This is a genomic window from Streptomyces adustus, from assembly GCF_009377175.1.
Lineage (GTDB): Bacteria > Actinomycetota > Actinomycetes > Streptomycetales > Streptomycetaceae > Streptomyces > Streptomyces adustus.
Window position 1 is genome coordinate 1 of the sequence record NZ_VJZD01000270.1, and the last position, 12,484, is coordinate 12,484.

Genomic DNA, 12,484 nt, shown 5'->3' on the forward strand with positions numbered 1-12,484 from the left:
CCGCCCCAGCGCCCGCGCCACCCCGGCCTCCCGGCCCAGCCGCGCCCCCTGCCGTACGCACTCCTCGTACCGCTCGTCGCCCAGCCGGTCCCGGGCCTTCGTCTCGCACAGTTCGTGCGGGGCGTTGTAGTACGCCGAGCCGAACAGCGGCAGCCCCACCGAGGGCCACATGCCGGCGGCCGCGCCCTGTAGCACCGCGGCCTCCGCCGCGTCGCCCTCCGCGACCGTGACCAGCGCCAACAGCTCCACCGCCAGCACCGAACCGAGCAGGTCACGGAAGGCGTGGGCGCCGGCCAGGCACTCCGTGAGCAGCCTCCGGGCCCCGGCGAGATCACCGTCCCGCGAGGCCGCGTACGCCAGGACGTACAGCGCGTAGGAGCGTGTCCACCGCTCCCCGTGGTCCTCGCACACCTGCCGGACGTCCTCGCAGAGCCGCACCGCGCCCGGCAGATCGCCCTGGAACGCCCGCGCCATGGCCAGCTCGACCTGTCCCATCAGGACGTTGCTGTTGAGCTCGCCGATCTCCTGGTACCGCTCCAGTGCCGAGCGCAGCAGCGTCTCCGCGCGGGCCATGTCGTCCGTGACCAGGGCCAGACAGCCCGCGCGGTGCTCCGCGTAGGCCAGCGCCGTGGGGCTGGCGACCCGCTCCGCCCCCTCCCGGCACTCCTGGAGCGCCGCCAGCGCGGGCACCGCGTCGCCCTGGAGGATCGCGACATAGCCGAGCACCCACAGGGCCTTCAGCCGCGACTGCTCGTTGGCCGTCTGCTCGGTGTCCAGCTGCACGCTGCGCTCCAGCCAGCGCCGTCCCTCCGAGAGGCGGCCGCAGCCGGCCCAGTAGAACCACAGCGAGCCCGCCAGGTACTGGCCCAGATGAGCCTCGTCCGGCTCGGTTAGGCAGTGCTCCAGGGCGCGGCGCAGATTCGGCAGCTCCGCCTCGATACGGGCGGCCACCTCCCGCTGCCGGGGCGAGAACCAGTCCAGCTCGCACCAGGTCGCCAGCCCCATGTACCAGTCGCGGTGGCGCCGTCGCAGCCGGGTCGCGTCGCCCATGGCCTCCAGCCAGTCGGCGCCGTACGCCCGCAGGGTGCCCAGCATCCGGTAGCGCACGCCCGTCGCGGTGTCCTCGCGGGCCACCACGGACTGGGCCAGCAGCTCGGACAGGACGTCGAGGACGTCGTCGGCGTCCAGGCCGTCGCCGCTGCACACGTACTCGACGGCCTCCAGGTCGAACGGGCCGGCGAACACCGAGAGCCGCGCCCACAGCAGGCGTTCCCCCGGCGTGCACAGCTCGTGGCTCCAGCCGATCGCCGTGCGCAGCGTCTGGTGGCGCGCCGGGGCGTCCCGGGCGCCGCCCGTCAGCAGCCGGAACCGGTCCGCGAACCGGTCGAGCAACTGCCCGGGGGACAGGGCCCGCAGCCGCCCCGCCGCCAGCTCGATCGCCAGCGGGATCCCGTCCAGGCGCCGGCACAGCTCCCGTACGTCCTCGTCGCCGTCGACCGCCAGCCCCAGCTGCGCGGCGCGGTCGGCGAACAGGTCGACCGCCGCGTCCTCGTCCAGCGGGGCCAGCGGGAGCAGGCGCTCGCCCGCCACCCCGAGCGGCCGGCGGCCGGTGGCGAGCACGTCGAGCCCCGGCGCGTGCCGCAGCAGATCGCTCACCAGTGCCGCACAGGGCTCCACCAGGTGCTCGAACCCGTCGAGGAGCAACAGGAGTTGACGCCCGTCGAGATGCGCGAGGAGGGTCTCGCGGGGCAGTCGCGTGGTGTGGTCGGTCAGCCCCATGGCCTCCACGACCGCGTACGCGACGAACTCGGGGTCGCGCAGCGGGGTCAGGTCCACCCGCCACACTCCGTCGCGCCACCCCTGCGCGCCCGCCGCGCGCCGGGCCGCGGCGCAGGCCGCGAGCCGGGACTTGCCGACCCCGCCGGGCCCGGTCACCGTCACCAGCCGTGCCGCGTCGAGCGCTCCGGCCAGCGCGGCGAGTTCGTCCGTCCGCCCCACGAACCGGTCGGTCTCCAGAGGAAGGTTGCCGTCCGGCGGCCCGTCTTCGCGCTGTGGATCTCGCATGGTGTACGGAGCGTACTGACTCGTGCTCATTCCGTACAATCTCCGGACCCTGTCCCGGCAGACCCCGGGCGGCGCGGGCGTTAATGCGGTACGGAGCCGCACGCCCGGCGCGATAGGCTCGGTGCACGACTTTTTCGATGTAGAGGCACGTTTCAGGGAGCGGGTGCGCAGTGTCCGGTGGAGAGGTGGCCGGGATCCTGGTGGCCGTCTTCTGGGCGATCCTGGTCTCCTTCCTCGCGGTGGCACTGGCGAGGCTGGCCCAGACGCTCAGGGCGACCACCAAGCTCGTGGCGGACGTGACCGAGCAGGCCGTCCCGCTACTGGCCGACGCCTCCGCGGCGGTGCGCTCGGCGCAGACCCAGATCGACCGGGTCGACTCGATCGCGTCGGACGTCCAGGAGGTCACGTCGAACGCCTCGGCGCTGTCGACGACCGTCGCGTCCACCTTCGGCGGTCCCCTGGTGAAGGTCGCCGCCTTCGGCTACGGCGTACGCCGGGCCCTGGGCGCCCGCCGAGGCGACGACGTGCCCGCCAAGGCCCCCCGGCGTACCGTGATCGTGGGCCGTACCGTCCCGGCCTCGCGGCGCGAGAAGCGCAATGCCCGCGGAGAGAAGGACTGACCGAGCGATGTTCCGCCGTACCTTCTGGTTCACCACGGGCGTCGCCGCCGGTGTGTGGGCCACCACCAAGGTCAACCGCAAGCTGAAGCAGCTGACCCCCGAGAGCCTCGCCGCGACCGCGGCGAACAAGGCACTGGAGACCGGTCACCGCCTCAAGGACAAAGCGGTGGGCTTCGCGCTCGACGTCCGCGACAACATGGCCCGGCGGGAGGCCGAACTGGGCGAGGCCCTCGGGATCCACGCGGACCCCGAACTCCCCGCTCCCCGGCGCGTCGTCGCCATCGAGAACCGCAACAACCCGACGTACGTCGAGAGGTCGACGTACTCGTACAACCGGAATGAGGACCACTGATGGAGTCGGCTGAGATCCGCCGCCGCTGGCTGAGCTTCTTCGAGGAGCGCGGGCACACCGTCGTCCCTTCGGCGTCGCTCATCGCGGACGACCCGACTCTGCTCCTGGTCCCGGCCGGAATGGTGCCCTTCAAGCCCTACTTCCTGGGCGAGGTCAAGCCGCCGTTCGCGCGCGCCACCAGCGTGCAGAAGTGTGTGCGCACACCCGACATCGAAGAGGTCGGCAAGACCACCCGGCACGGCACGTTCTTCCAGATGTGCGGCAACTTCTCCTTCGGCGACTACTTCAAGGAAGGCGCCATCAAGCACGCCTGGGAGCTGCTCACCAGCCCCCAGGACAAGGGTGGTTACGGCCTGGAGCCGGAGAAGCTCTGGATCACCGTCTACAAGGACGACGACGAGGCCGAGCGCATCTGGCACGAGGTGGTCGGCGTGCCCAAGGAGCGCATCCAGCGCCTGGGCATGAAGGACAACTACTGGTCCATGGGCGTCCCCGGCCCCTGCGGCCCCTGTTCCGAGATCAACTACGACCGCGGCCCCGAGTTCGGCGTCGAGGGCGGCCCGGCCGTCAACGACGAGCGGTACGTGGAGATCTGGAACCTCGTCTTCATGCAGTTCGAGCGGGGCGAGGGCATCGGCAAGGACAACTTCGAGATCCTCGGGGACCTGCCGAGCAAGAACATCGACACGGGCCTCGGCCTGGAGCGCCTCGCCATGATTCTGCAGGGCGTGCAGAACATGTACGAGATCGACACCTCGATGGCCGTCATCGACAAGGCCACCGAGCTGACCGGTGTCGCCTACGGCGCCGCCCACGAGTCCGACGTGTCCCTGCGCGTGGTCACCGACCACATGCGCACGTCCGTGATGCTCATCGGCGACGGCGTGACCCCCGGCAACGAGGGCCGCGGTTACGTCCTGCGCCGCATCATGCGCCGCGCCATCCGCAACATGCGTCTGCTCGGCGCCACGGGCCCGGTGGTCAAGGACCTCATCGACACCGTGATCGCGATGATGGGCCAGCAGTACCCGGAGCTGGTCACCGACCGCGAGCGCATCGAGACGGTCGCCCTCGCCGAGGAGACCCGCTTCCTCAAGACGCTGAACGCCGGCACCAACGTCCTGGACACCGCCGTCACCGAGACCAAGGCCTCCGGCGGCAAGGTCCTGGCCGGCGACAAGGCGTTCCTGCTCCACGACACCTGGGGCTTCCCGATCGACCTCACCCTGGAGATGGCCGCCGAGCAGGGCCTGTCCGTGGACGAGGACGGCTTCCGCAGGCTGATGAAGGAGCAGCGGGAGCGCGCCAAGGCCGACGCCCAGGCCAAGAAGACCGGCCACGCCGGGGTCGGCGCCTACCGCGAGATCGCCGACCAGGCCGGCGAGACCGACTTCGTCGGCTACAGCGACACCGACGCCGAGTCGACGATCGTCGGCATCCTCGTCGACGGCGCCTCCTCCCCGGCCGCCAGCGAGGGCGACGAGGTCGAGATCGTCCTCGACCGCACCCCGTTCTACGCCGAGGGCGGCGGCCAGATCGGCGACACCGGCCGGATCAAGGTCGACTCCGGTGCCGTCATCGAGATCCGCGACACCCAGAAGCCGGTCCCGGGCGTGTACGTGCACAAGGGCGTCGTCCAGGTCGGCGAGGTGACCCTCGGTGCCAAGGCCCACGCCTCGATCGACGGCCGCCGCCGCAAGGCGATCGCCCGCGCCCACTCGGCCACGCACCTCACCCACCAGGCCCTGCGCGACGCCCTCGGCCCGACGGCCGCCCAGGCCGGTTCCGAGAACCAGCCCGGCCGCTTCCGCTTCGACTTCGGTTCCCCGGCCGCCGTCCCGACGGCCGTGATGACCGACGTCGAGCAGAAGATCAACGAGGTGCTCGCCCGGGACCTGGACGTGCACGCCGAGATCCTCAGCCTCGACGAGGCCAAGAAGCAGGGCGCCATCGCCGAGTTCGGCGAGAAGTACGGCGAGCGGGTCCGCGTCGTGACCATCGGCGACTTCTCCAAGGAGCTCTGCGGCGGCACGCACGTGCACAACACCGCCCAGCTCGGTCTGGTGAAGCTGCTCGGCGAGTCGTCGATCGGTTCCGGCGTCCGCCGGATCGAGGCCCTCGTCGGTGTCGACGCCTACAACTTCCTGGCCCGTGAGCACACGGTCGTCGCCCAGCTCCAGGAGCTGATCAAGGGCCGTCCGGAGGAGCTCCCGGAGAAGGTCTCCGCCATGCTCGGCAAGCTGAAGGACGCCGAGAAGGAGATCGAGAAGTTCCGCGCGGAGAAGGTCCTCCAGGCCGCCGCCGGTCTGGCCGAGTCGGCCAGGGACGTGCGCGGTGTGGCCCTGGTCACCGGCCAGGTCCCGGACGGCACCACGGCCGACGACCTGCGCAAGCTGGTCCTCGACGTGCGCGGCCGCATCCAGGGCGGACGGGCCGCGGTGGTCGCCCTGTTCACCACGGTGGGCGGCAAGCCGCTGACGGTCATCGCCACCAACGAGGCCGCTCGCGAGCGTGGCCTCAAGGCCGGCGACCTGGTCCGCACGGCCGCCAAGACGCTCGGCGGCGGCGGTGGCGGCAAGCCGGACGTCGCCCAGGGCGGCGGCCAGAACGCGGCCGCCGTCGGCGAGGCCGTCGAGGCCGTCGAACGACTGGTCGCCGAGACCGCGAAGTAAAAAGACGGTCGAGAAGAAGTAAGAGACGGTCGAGAAGATGAGAAGAGGACGTCGACTCGCGATCGACGTCGGGGACGCCCGGATCGGGGTCGCCTCCTGCGACCCCGACGGGATCCTCGCCACCCCGGTGGAGACCGTCCCCGGACGGGACATCCCGGCGGCGCACCGTAGGCTGAGGCAACTCGTCGAGGAGTACGAACCCATCGAGGTCGTGGTCGGTCTGCCCCGCTCCCTCAAGGGGGGCGAGGGCCCGGCCGCAGCCAAGGTCCGCGGCTTCGCCGAGGAGTTGGCCCGGGGCGTCGCCCCGGTCGGGGTCCGCCTCGTCGACGAGCGGATGACGACGGTGACGGCCAGTCAGGGACTGCGGGCCTCGGGAGTGAAATCCAAGAAGGGCCGGTCGGTCATCGACCAGGCGGCTGCTGTCATCATTCTCCAGCAGGCACTGGAATCCGAACGGGTGTCAGGCAATCCACCCGGTGAGGGCGTCGAAGTGGTCATCTGATCGCGATACGGTAACGTTCCGCGCGATGCAGTGGTGTTCGAACAGCCGCCGCACAGAAATGAGGCGGAACGTCCACCGGCCCTCGAGCCGTGTGATTGCCGCCTCGCGGCTCTAGGGGATCGATGACTGAGTATGGCCGGGGCCAAGGCTCCGAACCGTGGCATCCGCAGGACCCGATGTACGGGGACGGCGGATGGGAAGGGCAGCAGGCCCAAGCGGCCCATCAGTCTGCCTACGGCGGCCAGCCGCAGCACTATCCGCAGTCGCAGCAGTCGCAGCAGTCGCAGCAGTCGCAGCAGTCGCAGCAGTCGCAGCAGTCGCAGCAGTCGCAGCAGTCGCAGCAGTCGCAGCAGTCGCAGCAGTCGCAGCAGGCGCAGCAGTCGGGGTACGGCGACTGGGACCAGGCCGGTCAGCAGGGCGCCTACGACGGGTCGCAGCAGTACGACCAGCACACCGGCGGCCAGTACCAGCAGCAGTACGACCAGCAGCAGTACCCCGACCAGTCGCAGCAGCAGTACCCCCAGCAGCCGCAGCAGCAATACCCCCAGCAGTCGCAGCAGCAGTACCCCGACCAGTCGCAGCAGTACCAGCAGGGCGGCTGGGACGGCACCGGCACGCACGCCCACGTCCCCTACGCGGCCGACCCGGGCGACCCCTACGGCCAGCAGGCCGCCGCCTACGGCGCCGAGCAGCCCGACCTCTACGGCACCCCCGAGGCGTACCCGCCGCCGGAGCCGCCGAGCCGGCGCCGCGCCGAACCGGAACCCAAGGTCGACTGGGACCCGGGTCCCGACGAGGGCGAACACGCCTTCTTCGCGGGCGGCGACGACGATGACGACGACGAGAGCACCGACGAGCCGGACGGCCGGAGCGGCCGGGGCGACAAGCGGGGCAAGGGCGGCGCCACGGGCAAGAAGCGCCGCAACGGCTGTGCGTGCCTGGTGGTGGCCCTGGTGTTCGGCGGTGGCCTCGCCGGTGTCAGCTATTTCGGCTACCAGTACTACCAAAATCGTTTCGGCGCGGCGCCCGACTACGCGGGCGACGGCACCGACGAGACGGTGACCGTCGAGATCCCCAAGGGAGCCGGCGGCTACGACATCGGCATCAAGCTGAAGGACGCCGGTGTCGTCAAGAGCGTCGACGCGTTCGTCTCGGCGCAGCAGCAGAATCCCCAGGGCACTTCGATCCAGGCTGGCGCGTACATCCTGCGGAAGGAGATGTCCGCGGCCAGCGCCGTCAAGATGATGCTCGACCCGAAGAGCCAGGCGAATCTCATCGTCAAGCCAGGTGAGCGGAACGCGGCCGTCTACAAGGACATCGACGCCAAGCTGGGCCTTTCCGCAGGCGCCACCAAGAAGGTGGCGGAGGCGCAGTACAAGAACCTCGGAATGCCGAAGTGGGCGACCGGCGGTACCGATGTCAAGGACCCGCTGGAGGGCTTCCTCTTCCCCGGCACCTATCCCGCGGCCAAGGGCATGAAGCCCGAGGCGGTCCTGAAGCAGATGGTCGAGCAGGCGAACGAGGTCTACACGAGGTACGACCTCGTGAACAAGGCCAAGACCTTCGACCTGGAGAACCCGTTGCAGCTCGTCACGGTCTCCAGCCTCGTGCAGGCGGAGGGCAAGACGCACGACGACTTCCGCAAGATGGCGGAGGTCATCTACAACCGCCTCAAGCCGACGAACACCGAGACCAACCAGAAGCTCCAGTTCGACTCGACCTTCAATTACCTGAAGGGCGAGAGCAAAATCCATATCAGCGAGTCCGAGATCAACAGCAACAAGGACCCGTACAACACCTATACGAACCGGGGTCTGCCGCCCGGTCCCATCGGAAACCCCGGCGAGGACGCGCTGAAGGCCGCGTTGAGTCCGACCGGCGACGGCTGGCTGTATTTCGTGGCGACCGACGGTCAGAACAACACCGAATTCGCGAAGACCTACGAGGAATTCCAGAAACTCAAGGAAAGGTTCAATGCCAGCTCCGGCAACTGAGGCGCGTCGGGCCGCCGTACTCGGTTCACCGATCGCCCACTCGCTCTCCCCGGTGCTGCACCGCGCCGCGTACGACCGGCTGGGGCTCGATGGCTGGACGTACGACCGGTTCGACGTCGACGAGGCGGCCCTGCCCGGGTTCTTCGCCGAGCTCGGACCCGAGTGGGCCGGGCTGTCGTTGACCATGCCGCTCAAGCGGGCCGTCATCCCGCTGCTCGACGGGATCAGCGAGACGGCGGCCGCGATCGAGACCGTCAACACGGTGGTGTTCACCGAGGACGGCCGCCGGGTCGGCGACAACACCGACGTCCCCGGCATGGTCGCCGCGCTGCGCGAGCGCGGGATCGAGCAGGTCGACACCGCGGCCGTGCTCGGCGCGGGCGCCACCGCGTCCTCCGCGCTGGCCGCGCTGGCCCGGATCTGCACCGGTGAGGTCGTCGCCTACGTCCGCAGCGAGGCACGGGCCGCCGAGATGCGGCAGTGGGGCGAGCGGCTGGAGGTGGAGGTCCGCACCGCCGACTGGGCGGACGCGGCCGAGGCGCTGCACTTCCCGCTCGTGGTGGCCACCACCCCGGCCGGTACGACGGACGCGCTGGCCGCCGCCGTCCCCGAGCGGCCCGCCACCCTCTTCGACGTCCTCTACGAGCCCTGGCCCACCACCCTCGCGGCCCGCTGGTCGATGTACGGCGGCGCCGTCGTCGGCGGACTCGACCTGCTGGTCCACCAGGCGGTGCTCCAGGTCGAGCAGATGACCGGCCGCGCCCCGGCACCGGTGGAAGCCATGCGCAAGGCCGGCGAACAGGCCCTGGCGGCCCGGCACTAGGGCCTTTACGGGCTTTCGCCACGCCTCTCCGTACGCCTGTCACGTCCCCGACGGTCCCCCGCCACGCGTCCGCTGGTTGGACCGGCGGCCGGGTCCGCGCCGGGAACGTGGGAGGATCGGAGGTGGCGGGCCGGGGCCGCGCACCCGGTAGCGCCGTCGCCGTACGCGAGGACGCGCGTACGCAGGGCAGTACCAGGGCGCGAGCACTGAGGAGCACCGTTGAGCAGGCTGCGTTGGCTGACCGCGGGGGAATCCCACGGTCCCGCACTCGTCGCGACGCTGGAGGGCCTTCCCGCCGGCGTGCCGATCACCACGGAGATGGTGGCGGATCATCTGGCGAGGCGGCGGCTGGGCTATGGGCGCGGTGCGCGGATGAAGTTCGAGCGGGACGAGGTCACGTTCCTCGGCGGCGTCCGGCACGGACTGACCATGGGCTCCCCGGTCGCGGTCATGGTGGGCAACACCGAGTGGCCCAAGTGGGAGAAGGTCATGTCGGCCGACCCCGTGGACCCGGAGGAGCTCGCCGCACTCGCGCGCAACGCGCCGCTGACCCGGCCGCGACCGGGCCACGCCGACCTGGCCGGCATGCAGAAGTACGGCTTCGACGAGGCCCGCCCGATCCTGGAGCGCGCCTCCGCCCGGGAGACCGCGGCCCGCGTCGCGCTCGGCGCCGTCGCCCGCTCCTACCTCAAGGAGACGGCCGGGATCGAGATCGTCTCGCACGTGGTGGAACTCGCCGCGGCCAAGGCGCCCTACGGCGTCCTGCCGACCCCCGCCGACGTCGAGCGGCTGGACGCCGACCCGGTGCGCTGCCTGGACGCGGACGCGTCGAAGGCGATGGTCGCGGAGATCGACCAGGCCCACAAGGACGGCGACACCCTCGGCGGTGTGGTCGAGGTCCTCGCCTACGGCGTCCCCGTCGGCCTGGGCTCGCACGTGCACTGGGACCGCCGTCTGGACGCGCGCCTGGCCGCCGCCCTCATGGGCATCCAGGCGATCAAGGGCGTCGAGGTCGGCGACGGCTTCGACCTGGCCCGGGTGCCCGGCTCCAAGGCGCACGACGAGATCCTCACCACCGCCGACGGCATCCGGCGGGCCACCGGCCGCTCCGGCGGCACCGAGGGCGGCCTGACCACCGGCGAGCTGCTGCGGGTGCGGGCCGCGATGAAGCCCATCGCGACCGTGCCGCGGGCCCTCCAGACGGTGGACGTCGCCACCGGCGAGGCCGCCCAGGCGCATCACCAGCGCTCCGACGTGTGCGCGGTCCCCGCGGCCGGCATCGTCGCCGAGGCGATGGTCGCGCTGGTGCTGGCGGACGCGGTGGCGGAGAAGTTCGGCGGCGACAGCGTCGCCGAGACCCGCCGCAACGTGCGGTCGTACCTCGACCACCTGCACATCCGATGAGCGGGCCACTGGTCGTCCTGGTCGGCCCGATGGGCGTGGGCAAGTCCACCGTCGGGCAGCTGCTGGCCGAGCGGCTCGGCGTCGCCTACCGGGACACGGACGACGACATCGTCGCCGAGCAGGGGCGCAGCATCGCGGAGATCTTCGTCGACGAGGGCGAGAACGCCTTCCGCGCGATCGAGAAGACGTCCGTGCGGCACGCGCTGGCCGGCCACGACGGCGTGCTGGCGCTGGGCGGCGGCGCGGTGCTCGACGCCGACACGCGCGGCCTGCTGGCCGGGCTGCGGGTGGTGTACCTCTCGATGGACGTCGAGGAGGCCGTCAAGCGCACCGGCCTCAACACGGCCCGCCCGCTGCTCGCCGTCAACCCGCGCAAGCAGTGGCGCGAGCTGATGGACGCCCGTCGGCACCTGTACGAGGAGATCGCCACGGCCGTCGTGGCGACGGACGGCCGTACCCCCGAAGAGGTCACCCAGGCCGCCCTGGACGCACTGGAGTTGAAGGAAGCATGAGCGAGTCTGTGACGCGGATCCAGGTCGGCGGCACCGCGGGGTCCGCGCCGTACGAGGTCCTGGTCGGGCGTCAGCTGCTGGGCGAGCTCGGTGCGCTGATCGGCGACAAGGCCCAGCGGGTCGCGGTCATCCACCCCGAGGCGCTGGCCGAGACCGGCGACGCGCTCCGCGCCGACCTGGCCGAGCAGGGCTTCGAGGCCGTCGCCATCCAGGTGCCCAACGCGGAGGAGGCCAAGACCGTCGAGGTCGCCGCCTACTGCTGGAAGGCGCTCGGCCAGTGCGGGTTCACCCGTACCGACGTCGTCGTCGGCGTCGGCGGCGGCGCGACCACGGACATCGCCGGGTTCGTGGCCGCGACCTGGCTGCGCGGGGTGCGCTGGATCGCGGTGCCGACCACCGTCCTCGCCATGGTGGACGCGGCCGTCGGCGGCAAGACCGGCATCAACACGGCCGAGGGCAAGAACCTCGTCGGCGCCTTCCACCCGCCGGCCGGGGTGCTGTGCGACCTCGCCGCGCTGGACTCCCTCCCGGTCAACGACTACGTCTCCGGTCTTGCCGAGATCATCAAGGCCGGTTTCATCGCCGACCCGGTGATCCTGGACCTCATCGAGTCCGACCCCGTCGCCGCCCGCACCCCGGCGGGCCCGCACACCGCCGAGCTCATCGAACGCTCCATCAAGGTCAAGGCCGACGTGGTGTCGTCCGACCTGAAGGAGTCGGGGCTGCGGGAGATCCTCAACTACGGTCACACGCTCGCGCACGCCATCGAGAAGAACGAGCGCTACAAGTGGCGCCACGGCGCCGCGGTGTCGGTGGGCATGCACTTCGCCGCCGAACTGGGCCGGCTGGCCGGCCGCCTCGACGACGCCACGGCGGACCGCCACCGCACGGTCCTGGAGTCGGTCGGTCTTCCGCTGCACTACCGCTACGACCAGTGGCCCAAGCTGCTGGAGGCCATGAAGGTCGACAAGAAGTCCCGCGGCAGCCTGCTGCGCTTCATCGTGCTCGACGGACTGGCCAAGCCGACCGTCCTGGAGGGACCGGACCCGGCCGTCCTGCTCGCCGCGTACGGCGAGGTGGGAGAGTAAGTCCCGCAACACCCGATCCGTCCGGTTCTCTTCGCACGCCAGGGCACTACGGACCGCCCCCGGCCGTTCACCAAAGGACAGCCTGGGGCGGTACCGTTCAGTAGCGAACGGGGTATGCACCCCGTGCCCTCGCCCATTGCCTGTACGAGACGGAGTGGCACCGGATGCAGCACGCAGTGGGTTCTCCGCTGCCGCAGCCCCACCAGCCGGGGCACGGTCCGGCCGCCGGCTGGTCGCCGGCCGCACAACACCAGGAACCGCACCACCAGGGTGCGCACCACCCGGGTGTGCATCAGGGGCCCGCCCCGGTGCCGCCCCCCGCGGCGCCCGGATACATCGGCACACCCGGACCGGGGCCGATCCCGCCCGTGCCGCCCGCGCCCCCCGTGGCCGTGCCGCACGCGGTCCCGCAGCACCATCAGACGCAGGTGCCGGCCCCCGACACCACCGGGC

Annotated in this window: 11 protein-coding genes; 10 read left to right on the forward strand and 1 reads right to left on the reverse strand. The window is 71.3% G+C overall.

What is annotated here, in order from left to right; genetic code table 11:
• On the reverse strand, window positions 1-2,064 hold a 2,064-nt coding region (locus FNH09_RS39100; RefSeq protein ID WP_162469764.1), incomplete at its 3' end, for an ATP-binding protein.
• 170 nt (window positions 2,065-2,234) lie between these two features.
• Between FNH09_RS39100 and FNH09_RS39105 the strand changes: the two genes are divergently transcribed.
• The 10 genes from FNH09_RS39105 to FNH09_RS49215 all read left to right on the forward strand — a co-directional run.
• Window positions 2,235-2,684 (forward strand): DUF948 domain-containing protein, encoded by a 450-nt coding sequence (locus tag FNH09_RS39105; protein ID WP_162469765.1) that lies wholly within the window; start codon window positions 2,235-2,237, stop codon window positions 2,682-2,684.
• A gap of 7 nt (window positions 2,685-2,691) precedes the next feature.
• A complete protein-coding gene (locus FNH09_RS39110; RefSeq protein WP_152894628.1) occupies window positions 2,692-3,036 on the forward strand; it encodes a hypothetical protein in 345 nt (114 codons plus the stop codon).
• A complete protein-coding gene (gene alaS / locus FNH09_RS39115; RefSeq protein ID WP_152894629.1) occupies window positions 3,036-5,708 on the forward strand; it encodes an alanine--tRNA ligase in 2,673 nt (890 codons plus the stop codon). The genes FNH09_RS39110 and alaS overlap by 1 nt, the downstream gene beginning before the upstream one ends.
• Before the next feature lie 37 nt (window positions 5,709-5,745).
• Complete coding sequence (gene ruvX / locus FNH09_RS39120; RefSeq protein WP_152894630.1) at window positions 5,746-6,210, forward strand: Holliday junction resolvase RuvX; 465 nt, start codon at window positions 5,746-5,748, stop codon at window positions 6,208-6,210.
• Window positions 6,211-6,332: 122 nt separating this feature from the next.
• Window positions 6,333-8,204 (forward strand): endolytic transglycosylase MltG, encoded by a 1,872-nt coding sequence (gene mltG / locus FNH09_RS39130; protein WP_152894631.1) that lies wholly within the window; start codon window positions 6,333-6,335, stop codon window positions 8,202-8,204.
• Window positions 8,185-9,027, forward strand: coding sequence for a shikimate dehydrogenase (locus FNH09_RS39135; RefSeq protein ID WP_152894632.1), 843 nt, complete (start codon window positions 8,185-8,187; stop codon window positions 9,025-9,027). Before mltG ends, FNH09_RS39135 begins: the two co-directional genes overlap by 20 nt.
• 219 nt (window positions 9,028-9,246) lie before the next feature.
• Window positions 9,247-10,431, forward strand: coding sequence for a chorismate synthase (gene aroC, locus FNH09_RS39140; protein ID WP_152894633.1), 1,185 nt, complete (start codon window positions 9,247-9,249; stop codon window positions 10,429-10,431).
• A complete protein-coding gene (locus FNH09_RS39145) occupies window positions 10,428-10,943 on the forward strand; it encodes a shikimate kinase (RefSeq protein ID WP_152894634.1) in 516 nt (171 codons plus the stop codon). The genes aroC and FNH09_RS39145 overlap by 4 nt, the downstream gene beginning before the upstream one ends.
• Window positions 10,940-12,031, forward strand: a complete 1,092-nt coding sequence (gene aroB, locus FNH09_RS39150; RefSeq protein ID WP_152894635.1) for a 3-dehydroquinate synthase — start codon at window positions 10,940-10,942, stop codon at window positions 12,029-12,031. The genes FNH09_RS39145 and aroB overlap by 4 nt, the downstream gene beginning before the upstream one ends.
• Before the next feature lie 164 nt (window positions 12,032-12,195).
• A partial coding sequence (locus FNH09_RS49215; RefSeq protein ID WP_238427376.1) for a Pro-rich N-terminal domain-containing protein occupies window positions 12,196-12,484 on the forward strand: 289 nt, incomplete at its 3' end.

Bases quoted from the DNA above. Each gene is read 5' to 3' on its own strand.
- FNH09_RS39110 (WP_152894628.1), top strand. From the start codon at position 2,692: ATGTTCCGCCGTACCTTCTGGTTCACCACGGGCGTCGCCGCCGGTGTG.
- alaS (WP_152894629.1), top strand. From the start codon at position 3,036: ATGGAGTCGGCTGAGATCCGCCGCCGCTGGCTGAGCTTCTTCGAGGAG.
- ruvX (WP_152894630.1), top strand. From the start codon at position 5,746: ATGAGAAGAGGACGTCGACTCGCGATCGACGTCGGGGACGCCCGGATC.
- mltG (WP_152894631.1), top strand. From the start codon at position 6,333: ATGACTGAGTATGGCCGGGGCCAAGGCTCCGAACCGTGGCATCCGCAG.
- FNH09_RS39135 (WP_152894632.1), top strand. From the start codon at position 8,185: ATGCCAGCTCCGGCAACTGAGGCGCGTCGGGCCGCCGTACTCGGTTCA.
- FNH09_RS39145 (WP_152894634.1), top strand. From the start codon at position 10,428: ATGAGCGGGCCACTGGTCGTCCTGGTCGGCCCGATGGGCGTGGGCAAG.
- aroB (WP_152894635.1), top strand. From the start codon at position 10,940: ATGAGCGAGTCTGTGACGCGGATCCAGGTCGGCGGCACCGCGGGGTCC.